Annotated in this window: 13 protein-coding genes and 1 pseudogene; 11 read left to right on the top strand and 3 right to left on the bottom strand. The window is 74.2% G+C overall.

Annotated elements, in window-relative coordinates; translation table 11 throughout:
* Both ACGFIZ_RS30735 and ACGFIZ_RS30730 read left to right on the top strand, forming a co-directional pair.
* Positions 1–293, top strand: a pseudogene (locus tag ACGFIZ_RS30735) (hypothetical protein); the annotation flags it as partial.
* A gap of 16 nt (positions 294–309) precedes the next feature.
* A complete protein-coding gene (locus tag ACGFIZ_RS30730) occupies positions 310–792 on the top strand; it encodes an SRPBCC family protein (RefSeq protein WP_393425676.1) in 483 nt (160 codons plus the stop codon).
* A 43-nt stretch (positions 793–835) separates the two neighbouring features.
* On the opposite strand, the gene ACGFIZ_RS30725 is transcribed toward ACGFIZ_RS30730, so the two are convergent.
* Positions 836–1,915: a DNA glycosylase AlkZ-like family protein gene (locus tag ACGFIZ_RS30725; protein ID WP_393425673.1), complete on the bottom strand. Its 1,080-nt coding sequence runs from the start codon at positions 1,913–1,915 to the stop codon at positions 836–838.
* Between the two features lie 10 nt (positions 1,916–1,925).
* Positions 1,926–2,462: an adenylate kinase gene (locus tag ACGFIZ_RS30720; protein WP_393425670.1), complete on the bottom strand. Its 537-nt coding sequence runs from the start codon at positions 2,460–2,462 to the stop codon at positions 1,926–1,928.
* A gap of 459 nt (positions 2,463–2,921) precedes the next feature.
* Here ACGFIZ_RS30720 and ACGFIZ_RS30715 point away from each other — a divergent pair, with 459 nt between their 5' ends.
* The 9 genes from ACGFIZ_RS30715 to ACGFIZ_RS30675 all read left to right on the top strand — a co-directional run bounded on the left by ACGFIZ_RS30715 (position 2,922) and on the right by ACGFIZ_RS30675 (position 11,488).
* On the top strand, positions 2,922–3,434 hold the full coding sequence (locus tag ACGFIZ_RS30715; RefSeq protein ID WP_393425668.1) for a flavin reductase family protein: 513 nt from the start codon (positions 2,922–2,924) through the stop codon (positions 3,432–3,434).
* 1 nt (position 3,435) lies between these two features.
* Positions 3,436–4,497 carry an ABC transporter substrate-binding protein gene (locus tag ACGFIZ_RS30710; protein ID WP_393425665.1) on the top strand — a complete coding sequence of 354 codons (1,062 nt, stop codon included), beginning with the start codon at positions 3,436–3,438 and terminating at the stop codon, positions 4,495–4,497.
* A complete protein-coding gene (locus tag ACGFIZ_RS30705) occupies positions 4,494–5,333 on the top strand; it encodes an ABC transporter permease (RefSeq protein ID WP_347671770.1) in 840 nt (279 codons plus the stop codon). Before ACGFIZ_RS30710 ends, ACGFIZ_RS30705 begins: the two co-directional genes overlap by 4 nt.
* On the top strand, positions 5,309–6,058 hold the full coding sequence (locus tag ACGFIZ_RS30700) for an ABC transporter ATP-binding protein (RefSeq protein ID WP_393425662.1): 750 nt from the start codon (positions 5,309–5,311) through the stop codon (positions 6,056–6,058). The genes ACGFIZ_RS30705 and ACGFIZ_RS30700 overlap by 25 nt, the downstream gene beginning before the upstream one ends.
* Positions 6,055–7,386 carry an LLM class flavin-dependent oxidoreductase gene (locus ACGFIZ_RS30695; protein WP_393425659.1) on the top strand — a complete coding sequence of 444 codons (1,332 nt, stop codon included), beginning with the start codon at positions 6,055–6,057 and terminating at the stop codon, positions 7,384–7,386. Before ACGFIZ_RS30700 ends, ACGFIZ_RS30695 begins: the two co-directional genes overlap by 4 nt.
* A 20-nt stretch (positions 7,387–7,406) precedes the next feature.
* Positions 7,407–8,456 (top strand): aldo/keto reductase, encoded by a 1,050-nt coding sequence (locus tag ACGFIZ_RS30690; protein WP_393425657.1) that lies wholly within the window; start codon positions 7,407–7,409, stop codon positions 8,454–8,456.
* A complete protein-coding gene (locus tag ACGFIZ_RS30685; protein ID WP_393425654.1) occupies positions 8,453–9,019 on the top strand; it encodes an NADPH-dependent FMN reductase in 567 nt (188 codons plus the stop codon). Before ACGFIZ_RS30690 ends, ACGFIZ_RS30685 begins: the two co-directional genes overlap by 4 nt.
* The gene (locus tag ACGFIZ_RS30680; protein ID WP_393425651.1) at positions 9,016–10,254 is read left to right on the top strand and encodes a vanadium-dependent haloperoxidase; all 1,239 of its coding nucleotides are present in this window, start codon (positions 9,016–9,018) and stop codon (positions 10,252–10,254) included. Before ACGFIZ_RS30685 ends, ACGFIZ_RS30680 begins: the two co-directional genes overlap by 4 nt.
* A gap of 154 nt (positions 10,255–10,408) precedes the next feature.
* Positions 10,409–11,488: an LLM class flavin-dependent oxidoreductase gene (locus tag ACGFIZ_RS30675; protein ID WP_393425648.1), complete on the top strand. Its 1,080-nt coding sequence runs from the start codon at positions 10,409–10,411 to the stop codon at positions 11,486–11,488.
* Between the two features lie 71 nt (positions 11,489–11,559).
* Here the strand turns inward: ACGFIZ_RS30675 and ACGFIZ_RS30670 are convergent, their stop codons facing one another.
* Positions 11,560–12,171 carry a bifunctional 4-hydroxy-2-oxoglutarate aldolase/2-dehydro-3-deoxy-phosphogluconate aldolase gene (locus tag ACGFIZ_RS30670; protein ID WP_393425645.1) on the bottom strand — a complete coding sequence of 204 codons (612 nt, stop codon included), beginning with the start codon at positions 12,169–12,171 and terminating at the stop codon, positions 11,560–11,562.
* Positions 12,172–12,179 lie beyond the last annotated feature (8 nt).

Here is a 12,179-nt window from a genome sequence, read left to right as displayed (position 1 = left end):
CTTCCGGGACGGTGGATCAGGTGCGGTCCGAGCTGGGAATCCAGGGCCTGGCCCCGGAGGAAAATCCCCCGGATTTATCCGTGGGGATCGTTAACCGGCAGATGCTCTACCGGACGAGCGCGCTGGACTCGCCGTATCCGGCGCACCGGCTGGACTCCCGGCTCTCCGCCGAGGCGCTACACAGCCCGGACGCGCGGGAGGGCTTCGACTCCTTCCGGCAGCGGCGCGCCCCGGCGTTCCCCGGGCGGGTCAGCAGCGACCTGCCCGACGACCTCCCCTGGAGAAACCAGTGACGTCCATGGTTGCGGCATGACTACCGAGGCCACCGGGCACGGTCCGGAAATCGCCGACCAGATCACGATCGCGGCGCCGGCGGGCACCGTCTACGCGGCCGTCGCCGACGTGCGGCGGATCGCCCGCTGGAGCCCGGAGTGCGTCGCGGTCTGGATCACCCGGCGCGACGGCGGGCAACCGCGACGCTTCGTCGGCTGGAACCGCCGGGGCCCGTTCCTGTGGTTCACCACCTGCCGGGTCGTCACCGCCACGCCCGGCAGCGAGTTCGCCTTCGACGTCGCCACCTTCGGCCAGCCGGTGGCCCGCTGGGGCTACCGGTTCGCCGAGACCGACGGCGGCACCCAGGTGACCGAGTACTGGCAGGACCGGCGCAACAGGGCGGCCCACGTCCTCGGCCGGATCTTCACCGGCAGGTCCGCGGGCGACCGCCCCACGCTGAACCGGAACGGCATGCGCGAGACCCTGCGCAGGTTGAAGCGGGAACTGGAAGCGGCCTGACCCCAACCGGCCGCCGCGCGTCCTCCGCCCGCCCCGCCGGCGGTCAGGCGCCGACCCGGAGGCCGAGCCACGCGGCCAGGTCCTCGATCTCGGCGCGGACCGCGGCGGTCATGGGCCCGGTGAAGGGCACGTCCTCGTGGACGGCGTTGACGACCAGGGTGCCGGCCCGGCGGTCGGCGGTCGCGTCCAGCTTGCCGACGAGGCGGTCGCCGTGCAGGACGGGCAGGGCGTAGTAGCCCCACCGGCGCCTGTCCCTCGGCTTGTACATCTCGAGGATGTACTCGAAGCCGAAGAGCTGCTCGGCGCGGACGCGGTCGTGGATCAGCCGGTCGAAGGGTGACAGCAGGGCCGTCCGCCCCGTGAACGGCAGGCCGACGTACGCCGGGTGGACGCGCCAGGTGCCCGGGATGCCCTCGACGACGGCCTCCTCACCGGCGTCGCCGACGTACGGGGACTCGCCCGGTAGCTGCGGGCCGGCGGATCGGGCGATGCCGAGCGTCGCGAGCCGGCGCTCGTCGCGGAGGCGGCCCGCGGCCTCGGCGTCGAGGGTGGGCAGGTCCGCGGGGTGGACCCGCTCGGGTAGGTCCCAGTAGCGCTGTCGCCCCCTGCGGCCGGAGATCGCGACCTGCCCGCGCAGCGCCATGGACTCGAGCATCTTCGTGACGTTCCGGTCGTTGGTCCAGCCCGACGACGGCCAGGGCACGACGCTCGTGTCGGGAATGTCGCGGGAGAGCAGCGGGCCCTGCTTCTCCAGCAGCGCCAGGATGTCGCGGCGGAACGGTTCGTTCTGCGCGAGCCACGCCTCGGTGGTCGGGTGCGTCCGGCCACGGGCCTCGGCGATCACGGCGGGCAGGTCGCGGGGAGCCCGGATGTAGGCGACGGTCTCGACGAGCGTGCGGTCGGTCTCGATGGCCCTGGTCAGGTCCGCGGGGTCGTAGGCCGAGCCGAGCCGGCTCCACAGGACGAGGTCGGCGCTCGGCGCGACGGCCGCGGTCGGGTCGATCTGCAGCAGCGTCAGGCGCTCGACGACCTCGACGAGGTCGGTCGGGCGCGGCGCGTCGAGCAGTTGCGCGCGGATCGCGATCCTGCGGGCCTCGTCCCTGGTGAGACGGTGGACGACCATGCCGCCGATCCTAGTGCGGCGGGCGGGGCAGGCCGGCGAGCCACCGGTCCAGGGCCGCGGGGGAGCGGAACAGCAGTACCGGCGGCCCGGACGGGTCGCTCTGCCAGGTCCGCATCCGGCGCCGGGCCCGCCCGAACGCGGCGACGTGCCAGACCAGGATCGAGTCCCGGGACAGCACGCTGCCCAGCGACTCGCGGTTGCCGTTGCAGATCTCCTCACCCGTCACCAGCCGGCGCAGGGTGCGGCGCAGCAGCCGCGAGAAGGAGCGCCAACGCGGGTAGTCCAGGCCGACGACCAGGTCGGCGCGGGCCAGCGGCACGTCCCGCCACCCGTGGTACGCCCCGTCGAGGATCCAGCGGTCCCGTCGGCAGATCTCCTCGATCCGGCTGCGTTGCCGCGCGACCGGTACCTCCACCCAGCCCGGCTGCCAGAGCAGGTCGTCCACCGGATACCAGGGCAGTTCCAGGCGCTCGGACAGCCGCGCCGCGAGCGTGGACTTGCCGGCCCCGTACACCCCGTAGACCAGGACGCGGGACGGTGTGCTCATCCGCGGCAGCGTACGTCCCCGACGCAATCCCGGCCGAGGTGACCGGACGACGCAAGAATGCGCCGCCCCGGATCAGGGCACGATCACCCGGATGCCGGGCGGGGTGGGGGCCAGGGCGGCGGGTGCCCGGGGTCGTCTCAGCGTGTGAAACCCTACTTGACCAATAGGTTTTATGGGTAGACGCTTTCACCCATGACCAGCCAGAACGCCCCGCTCGACGGCACCGCGGTCGCGGTGTCGCGGGTGTGTTGCCGCGGCTGGACCGGCACGCGCGGCTGCTGCCGCTGAGCGCGTTCCTGACTTCCTCCCCCTCGTCACCTTCTCCACCGTCGCGCCGCCGGCTCAACGAGGACCGGCAGCCGCCTCCGTGACACGGTGCGCGGCCCGCTCGACGAGGCACCGCGCCCCCGCCATGCCCGGGATGGTGCGTGCCCTCGCTTTCGACCCAGGAGGAATGCCATGACCATTGCCGCCGAACCCCTCGCCCCGGTCGACCCGGACACGTTCCGCGCCCTGCTGCGCCGGCAGGCCGCCTCGGTCGCGGTGGTGACCGTCGCGGGCGACCCGCCGGTGGGATTCACCGCGACATCGTTCACGTCGGTGTCGCTGCGACCGCCGCTGGTGTCGTTCTGCCTGGCCCGGTCGTCGTCGAGTTGGCCGACGGCCGCCCGCGCGACGTACGTCGCGGTGCACCTGCTCGGCGAGGACCAGCAGGACATCGCGCGGACCTTCGCCACCAGCGGCATCGACCGGTTCGCCGCGCACCCCGGTTGGCGGTACGGCCCGTACGGGGTGCCGCTGCTGGACGAGCCGGTCGCCCGGCTGCTGTGCCGGGTGACCCAACGGGTGCCCGCCGGCGACCACGCGATCGTGCTGGCCGAGCCGCTCAGCGGCAGCCACGGCGACGGCGCCCCGCTGCTCTACCACATGGGGCGGTACGCCGCCCTGCGTCCATCCACGAAGGAGTCCTGAGTTGAAGCCCGGATACACCCTGCACCGGCGGGCGTTCCTGTCCGCCACCGTCGGCGCCGTCGCGCTGGGCCTGACCGCCTGCGCCGGTGACGACGAACCGGACGCCGCGCTCGCCGCCGCGCCGCTGGCCGAGGCCGTGCCGAAGGGCACCAAGCTCGTCGTGGGGGACAAGGAACACCAGAAGGCGATCGAGTACTCCGGCCTGGCCGAGCGGTTCACGTTCGAGGTCGAGTGGGCCAACATCAGCGGCGGCCCGCAGACCCTGGAGGCGTTCCGGGCCGACGCGCTGGACCTCGGGTCGGTCGCCGACATCCCGCCGATCCACTCCCACTGGACCGGCATCCCCACCAGGATCGTCGCGTCGAAGTTCCGCCAGGACCCACTGAACCACGCCATCTACCGGCTCGGCATCGCGCCGGGGGTAGCGGTCGGCACCCTGGCGGACCTGCGCGGCAGGCGGGTCGCGTACAGCCCGGGGCAGGCGCAGGGCGCGCTGATCCTGCGGGTGCTGCACAAGGCCGGCCTGTCCAAGAAGGACGTCGAGCTGGTCGAACTGCCGAGCACCGGCGACGTGTACGCGACGGCGCTGGCCAGCCGTCAGGTCGACGTCGCGCCGATCGGCGGCGTGCAGATCAGGCGGTACGAGAACAAGTACGGCAGGGACGGCGCCACCACGATCCCGCACGGCCTGCGCGACGATCCCGGCCACCTGTACGCGCCGGCCACCGTGCTGGCCGACCCGGCGAAGGCGGCGGCGATCCGCGAGTACGTGCAGGTGTGGGCGCAGGCGTGGCGGTGGCGGGAGGCCCACCCCGACGAGTGGATCGAGCGCTACTACGTCAGGGACCAGGGCCTCACCGCCGACGACGGCCGGTGGCTGGTCGAGAACAACGGCATCGCCGACATCCCGGCGAGCTGGGCCGAGGCCATCTCCCGGCACCAGGAGACCATCGACCTGCTCGCCAAGGAAACCGGGAACCGGCCGCTCAGAGCCGAGGACCTGTACGACCGGCGGTACGAGACCGTCGCCGCGGACGCCCTCGCGGCGGGAGGTGCCCGGTGACCGCCTCCGTTCTCACCAGGCACCGCCCGGCGGCGGCCACCGGATCGGCCCGTACGGCGAAACGACCGCTCGGCCCCGGCCGCCCCATCCCGTTCGGCGCCGCCGTCGGGCCGCTGCTGCTGCTGGCGGTGTGGACGGCCGGGTCGGCGGCCGGCTGGCTCGACCCGCGTACCCTGTCGGCGCCCTGGACGGTGGTGACGACGGCCGGTGACCTGATCGCGGACGGCCGGCTGCAGGACAACCTGGCGGTCTCCGCCGGCAGGGCCGGCCTCGGGCTCGGGATCGGCACCGTCGTCGGCACCGTGCTGGCGTTGGTCGCGGGGCTGAGCCGCTGGGGCGAGGCCGTCCTCGACGGCCCCATCCAGATCAAACGGGCCATCCCCGCCCTGGCGCTCGTGCCGCTGCTGGTCCTGTGGTTCGGCATCGGCGAGCAGATGAAGGTCACCACCATCACGCTCGGCGTGTTCGTGCCGGTCTACATACATACGCACAACGGCCTGCGGAGCATCGACAGCCGGTACGTCGAGCTGGGTGCGTCGCTGCGGCTGCCGCCGGCCGTCTTCATCCGGCGGATCGTGCTGCCCAGCGCGCTGCCCGGCTTCCTGCTCGGCATGCGGTTCGCCGTGGTGGGCGCCTGGCTCTCCCTCGTGGTCGTCGAGCAGATCAACTCGACCAGCGGCATCGGCTACATGATGGACCTCGCCCGGCAGTACGGCCAGACCGACGTCATCATCGTCGGCCTCGTGCTCTACGGCCTGCTCGGGCTCGTGTCCGACGGCGCCGTCCGGCTCGTGCAGAGGAGGGCGCTGTCGTGGCGACGCACGCTGGCGGACTGACCGCCGCGCCACCGCGCGCCGTCCGGGTACGCGGCCTCTCCCGGGGGTTCGGTGACCGGACGATCCTGGACGGGCTCGACCTGGAGATCGCCGCCGGCGAGTTCGTGGCCCTGCTCGGCCGCAGCGGCTCGGGCAAGAGCACGCTGCTGCGGGCGCTGGCCGGTCTGGACCGCGACGTGGCGGGCGGCGGCCTGGTCGAGGTGCCGCAGAACTCGTCCGTCGTGTTCCAGGACGCCCGGCTGCTGCCGTGGCAGCCCGTCCTGGCCAATGTCGTCCTCGGCCTGCGCGACCCGGACGCGGACGAACGCGGCCGGGCCGCCCTCGCCGAGGTCGGGCTGGCCGGCCGCGAGCGGGCCTGGCCCAGGGAACTGTCCGGCGGTGAGCAACAGCGGGTGGCGCTGGCGCGTTCGCTGGTCACCGAGCCCGAGCTGCTGCTGGCCGACGAACCGTTCGGCGCCCTCGACGCGCTGACCCGGATCAGGATGCACCACCTGCTGCGCGAACTGTGCGCACGGCACCGGCCCGCCGTGCTGCTCGTCACGCACGACGTCGACGAGGCCGTCACCCTCGCCGACCGGGTGCTCGTGCTCGACACCGGGCGCGTCGCGCTCGACCAGACCATCGACCTGCCGGCGCCGCGTTCACACCGGCAGCCGCGATTCCTCGCGTACCGGGAGTCGCTGCTGGAAGCGCTGGGCGTCCGAGAAAACGGAGGACAGCCGTGATCCACCTCAACGCCTTCCTGATGGGCGTCGGTCACCACGAGGCGGCCTGGCGGCTGCCGGAGAGCGACCCGTTCGCGCAGACCGACGTCGCGCACTTCACGCACCTCGCCCGGGTGGCCGAACGCGGCAAGCTCGACTCCCTCTTCCTCGCCGACAGCCCGGTGCTGTGGAACAGCATCGGCCGCCGGCCGAGCGGCACCCTCGAACCGACCGTGCTGCTCACCGCGCTGGCCGGCGCCACCACCCACATCGGGCTCATCGCGACCGCCTCGACGACCTACAACGAGCCGTTCAACCTGGCCCGCCGCTTCGCCTCGCTGGACCACATCAGCGGCGGCCGGGCCGGCTGGAACATCGTCACCACCGCCGGCGTGGACGCGGCCCGCAACTTCAACCTCGACGAGCTGCCCGCCCACCGGGACCGGTACGAGCGTGCCGCCGAGTTCGTCGACGTCTCGCTCAAGCTCTGGGACAGCTGGGACGACGCGGCGGTCCTCGGCGACAAGGACGCGGGCCGGTGGGGCGACGACGAGCTGCTCTACCGGCCGGACCACAGGGGGCGGCACTTCCGGGTGGCCGGCCCGCTCAACCTGCCCCGCTCGCCCCAGGGCTACCCGCTGCTCGTCCAGGCGGGGTCGTCTGAGGACGGCAAGCAGCTCGCCGCCCGCTACGCCGAGGCGGTGTTCACGGCGCAGCAGACCCTGGCCGAGGCGCAGGCGTTCTACCGCGACCTCAAGAGCCGCGCGGCCGAACTCGGCCGCGACCCCGACAGCATCAAGATCCTGCCCGGCATCGTCCCGGCCATCGGCGCCACCGAGGCCGAGGCCCGCGCGCTGGAGGACGAGCTGGACCGGCTGATCAAACCCGAGTACGCCCGGCAGCAGCTCGCCAACACGCTGCGGGTCGCCCCCGAGGACCTCGACCTGGACAAGGAGCTGCCCGCCGACCTGCCCGGCGAGGACGAGATCGAGGGCGCCAAGAGCCGGTACACGCTCATCGTCACGCTGGCCCGACGGGAGCGGCTGACCGTACGGCAGCTCATCGGCCGCCTCGGCGGCGGGCGCGGGCACCGCACCTTCGCCGGCACCCCGGAGCAGGTCGCCGACGCGATCGAGAGCTGGTTCCGCAGCGGCGCGGCCGACGGTTTCAACATCATGCCGCCCGTGCTGCCGTCCGGGCTGGAGGCGTTCGTCGACCACGTCGTGCCGATCCTGCAGCGCCGCGGGCTGTTCCGCACCGAATACACCGGGACCACGCTGCGCGACCACTACGGGCTGCCCCGCCCGGCCAACCAGTTCACCCGGCAGCCCGCTGCCGCGTCCCGTTAGCCAACAGGAAAGGACGAACCATGGTCGACCATCGGCCCTTCGGGCGCACCGGCGTCCAGATCAGCTCCCTCACGCTGGGCGCGATGAACTTCGGCGCGCGGGGCAACCCGGACCACGAGGACGGCATCCGGATCATCCACCGGGCGCTCGACGAGGGCATCAACGCCATCGACACCGCCGACGTCTACTCGCACGGCGAGTCGGAGGAGATCGTCGGCAAGGCCCTGGCCGCAGGGCGCCGCGACGACGTCTTCCTCGCCACCAAGTTCCACGGCCAGGTCGGGGACAACCCGCAGCACCGGGGCAACTCCCGCCGCTGGATCGTCCGCGCCGTCGAGAACAGCCTGCGCCGGCTGCGCACCGACTGGATCGACCTGTACCAGGTGCACCGGCCGGAGCCGGACACCGACTTCGACGACACCCTCGGCGCGCTCAGCGACCTGGTCCACCAGGGCAAGATCCGCTACATCGGCACCTCCACCTTCGAGCCGTCGGCCATCGTCGAGGGCCAGTGGATCGCGCAGCGGCGCGGCCGGGAGCGGGTGGTCAGCGAGCAGCCGCCGTACTCGATCCTCGCCCGCGGCGTCGAGCGGGAGGTGCTGCCCGTGGCCCAGCGGTACGGGCTGGCGGTGCTCCCGTGGAGCCCGCTGGCCGGCGGATGGCTGTCCGGCCGCTACCACGGCGGCCTCGCCGCCCCGATCTCCCGACGGGCCGACCGGTTTCCCGCGCGGTTCGACCCGACCCTGCCGGACAACGCCGCCAAGCTCGCCGTCGTGGACGCGCTGGCCGCCCTCGCCGACGAGGCCGGGCTGTCGCTGATCCACCTGGCGATCGCGTTCGTCCTGGAACACCCGGCCGTCACGTCGGCGATCATCGGGCCGCGCACCCTCGCGCACCTGGAGTCCCAGCTCGGCGCCGCCAAGGTGACCCTGTCCCGGGACGTGCTGGACCGCATCGACGCCATCGTCCCGCCCGGCACCACGCTGAACCCCGCCGACGCCGGCTACCAGCCGCCCTCGGTGGCCGACCCGGCGCACCGGCGCCGGCAGCCCCTCGGGGGGTCGCGGTGACCACCGTCGTCGTGGTCGGCAACCCCCGGGCCGGATCGCGCACCCGACGGCTCGCCGAGACCGTGACCGGCGAGCTGCTGACCCGGCTGGCGCGGCCGCGGGGCGCCGTCCGCGTGCTGGAGCTGGCCGAGATCGTCGGGGTGTCCTTCGGGCCGGAGCCGGCGTACGGGGCGACGGCCGGGCCCGACCCGTTCGACACGGTGCGGGCGGCGGAGCTGCTGGTCGTGGCCACCCCGGCGTACAAGGGCAGCTACACCGGGCTGCTCAAGGTCTTCCTGGACCAGTTCGGGCACCGGGAACTGGCGGGCGGGACCGCCGTGGCGGTGGCGGTGGCCGCCGCGCCGGCGCACGCGGACGCCGCGGCGTCGGCGCTGCGCGACGTGCTCGCCGAACTCGGCGCCCACGTCCCGGAGCCGCTGGCCGTGCCGGAGTCGCGACTGGCCGACGCGCGTGAGATCGCCGCCCGGTGGGCCGACCAGCACGCCGACGCCCTGCTGCGTCCCCCGTCTGCAATCCCGCTTCCCACCTCTCACGAAACCCACCAAGGAGTGACCGCACCATGACCCCTCCGACCCTTCGTGGCTGGCGCCGCGGCGCGGCGGTCATCGCCGCCGCCGCGCTGGTCGCCGGCGTTCCCGCCGTACCGGCGGCCGCCGACACGTCCACGGTCGACACCGCCGTCGAGTGGTACGACGCCACCGCGGCCACCGTCGCCACCGGCACCCGGCCGCAGGTCACCAACAGCCGCGCCTGGGCGATCGCCTGGCTCGCCGCCGCCCGCGCGCTGCGCACCGCGCCCACCGGGAAGACGCGCCACTACGAGGACGCCGCACTCGCCTCCGCCGTACACACCGCGCTGAGCACCCTGATCCCCGAGGGCGCCCCCACGCTCGACGCGGCGCTGCGGACCACGCTGGAGCGCATCCCCGACGGGCGCGCCGAGGACCGCGGTGTGGCCGCCGGCCGGGCCGAGGCGCGAGCGCTGCTCGCCCAGCGCGCCGGCGACGGGCTCGACCCCGCCTCCGTCAACCCGCCGTACCCGACACCCGCCCCGGCCCCCGGCGTCTGGCAGCCCACCCCACCGAGTTTCACCGCCGCCCAGCAGGCCGGAACCCGGTTCGCCACGCCGTTCCTGCTCGACCGCGCGGACCGGTACCGGCCCGGCCCGCCGCCCGCGCCGGGCTCCGAGCGCTACCGGGCGGACCTGGCCGAGGTCCGGGCGTACGGCGCGGTCGACAGCGCGGTACGCACCCCGCGGCAGACCGACACGGCGACGTTCTGGCTCGGCTCCTCGCTCACCCTCTACACCGGGATCCTGCGTGCCGCGCTCGTCCAGTCAACCCGGCCGACCGCGTGGCGGGCGGGCCTGGTGGCCGTCTTCCACGTCGCGCTCGTCGACACCCAGATCGCGACCTCCGACACCAAGTACGCCTACCTGAGCTGGCGGCCCGTCACCGCCATCCGGGCCGGCGCCGACGGCGACCCCGAGTGGACGCCGCTGCACACGACGCCCGCGCACCCCGACTACCCCAGCGGACACAACACCTACTCCGGCGCGGCCGAACAGGTCCTCACCGCCCTGGTCGGGCCGGTAGCCCGGCAGCCCTACACCATCACCAGCCCCAGCCAGCCCGGCGCCACCCGCACCTACACCGACTGGCGGCGCCCGACCGAGGAGAACACCGACGCCCGGGTGTGGTCGGGCATCCACACCCGCACCGCCGACGAGGTCGGCGTCCGGCTCGGCCGCGACGTCGCCGCGCACACCGTCCGCAACGCGGCGCGGTTGTTCGGCTGAGCAGGCCCGCCGGGACGGGGCGGCAGGGCCACCCGTCCCGCCCCGGCGGGAGACCTCGACCTCCCATCCAGCGGGAGCGCGCCGGTCCCGCGCCGGGAGGACCCCGCGAACGAACCCGATCCCACCCCTCCCCGACAGGACAGGAAGAACACCGATGAGCCTCGAATTTCTCTGGTACATCCCGAACCAGGCCCAGCCCGGCCACCGCGGCGACGACGTCGTCGAAGGACACAACAGCCTGGCCACCCTCGTCAGGCACGCCAAGGCCCTGGAGGAGCACGGGTGGGGCGGGGCGCTCATCGGCACCGGCTGGGGCCGGCCCGACACCTTCACGGTCGCCGCGGCACTGGCCGCGCAGACCACGACGTTCCAGCCGCTGATCGCGGCCCGGCCCGGCTACTGGCGCCCGGCGAACTTCGCGTCGGCCGCGGCGACCCTGGACCACCTCACCGGGGGCCGGGTGCTGGTCAACATCGTCTCGGGCCGGGACAACCTGGCCGCGTACGACGACAGCGAAGGCGACCAGGCCCACCGCTACGCCCGCACCAGGGAGTTCATGCAGATCGTGCGTAGGCTGTGGACCGAGGAGAACGTCACCTACCACGGCGAGCACTTCAGCGTCACCGACGCCACGGTGGCGCCCCGAACGGTCGTACGCGGTGAGCGCCGGCACCCCCGGCTCTACTTCGGCGGGGCCTCCGCGGCCGCCGAGAAGGTGGCGGCCACCGAGGCCGACGTCCAGCTGTTCTGGGGCGAGCCGCTCGACGGCGTCGCGCAGCGGATCGAGCGGCTCAGGCGACTCGGCGAGACGCTGGGACGCGAGCACGCCCCGCTGGAGTTCGGGCTGCGGGTCACCACGCTGGTGCGGGACACCACGGAGCAGGCCTGGGCCGACGCCGAGGCCAAGGTCGCGCAGCTGGCCGAGGCCAAGGGCACGCTCGCGCGCGACCTGAACTGGCAGGCCGCCGTCGGCCAGCAGCGGCTGCTGGACCTCGCCGCGCGCGGAGACGTGCTCGACGACAACCTGTACACGGCGCCCGGCAGGTTCGGCGGCGGCGGGGCGGGCACCACCTGGCTGGTCGGCTCGGCCGCGGACGTGGCGAGGTCGCTGCGTAGGTACCAGGCCCTCGGCGTCACCCACTTCGTGCTCTCCGACACGCCCTACCTGCCGGAGATCAAGCGCCAGGGCGAGCAGCTCCTGCCGCTGTTGCGCGAGGAGGCGTTGGTGGTCTGAGCTCCGGCGTCGCCGCGTGTCCGGTGCTGGCGGCGGGCTCGTCGACCGGAGGCGCGGCGCGCGCCCGCGCGCTACGGCGCGGGCCAGCGCGCCGCCGCGGCGGCGGCGAGGAACGCGCGGGCGCGGCGGCGCAGCGCCGGCCAGTCGCCGCCGGCGACGTCGGCGGCGCTGACGAGGGCGCCACCCGCTCCGACGGCGACCGCTCCGGCCGCCGCCCAGCCGGCCACCGATTCGGGCGTAACGCCGCCGGTCGGTGCGAGACGTACGTCCGGCAGCGGGGCGAGCAGTTCCCGCACGTACGGCGGGCCGGCGAGGCCGGCCGGGAAGAGCTTCACCAGGGTGGCGCCCGACGACCAGGCGATGTCGACCTCGGTCGGGGTGAAGGCGCCGCAGACCACCGGCAGCCCGGCCGCCTCGGCCTCCGCGAGCACCTCGACGCGGGTGGTGGGCGTGACGAGGAACTCGGCGCCCGCGTTCCTGGCCGCGGTCACGTCGGCGGGAGTGCGCACACTGCCGGCGCCGACCGCGCACGTGCCGCCCAGCTCGGCCCGCAGCGTCGCGACGGCGTCGAGCGCCCCGGGCGTGGTGAGGGTGACCTCGATGGTGTCCAGGCCCGCCTCGGCCAGTTCCCGGCCGGCGCGGACCGCCGCGTCGGGCTCGGCCAGCCGGACGATCGCGATCACCCGGCCGA

Source organism: Micromonospora sp. NPDC048830 (assembly GCF_043198215.1).
Taxonomy (GTDB): Bacteria; Actinomycetota; Actinomycetes; order Mycobacteriales; family Micromonosporaceae; genus Micromonospora.
This window is presented reverse-complemented; position numbering and strand designations above follow the sequence as displayed.

Bases quoted from the DNA above. Each gene is read 5' to 3' on its own strand.
- ACGFIZ_RS30730 (WP_393425676.1), top strand. From the start codon at position 310: ATGACTACCGAGGCCACCGGGCACGGTCCGGAAATCGCCGACCAGATC.
- ACGFIZ_RS30725 (WP_393425673.1), bottom strand. From the start codon at position 1,915: ATGGTCGTCCACCGTCTCACCAGGGACGAGGCCCGCAGGATCGCGATC.
- ACGFIZ_RS30720 (WP_393425670.1), bottom strand. From the start codon at position 2,462: ATGAGCACACCGTCCCGCGTCCTGGTCTACGGGGTGTACGGGGCCGGC.
- ACGFIZ_RS30715 (WP_393425668.1), top strand. From the start codon at position 2,922: ATGACCATTGCCGCCGAACCCCTCGCCCCGGTCGACCCGGACACGTTC.
- ACGFIZ_RS30690 (WP_393425657.1), top strand. From the start codon at position 7,407: ATGGTCGACCATCGGCCCTTCGGGCGCACCGGCGTCCAGATCAGCTCC.
- ACGFIZ_RS30680 (WP_393425651.1), top strand. From the start codon at position 9,016: ATGACCCCTCCGACCCTTCGTGGCTGGCGCCGCGGCGCGGCGGTCATC.
- ACGFIZ_RS30675 (WP_393425648.1), top strand. From the start codon at position 10,409: ATGAGCCTCGAATTTCTCTGGTACATCCCGAACCAGGCCCAGCCCGGC.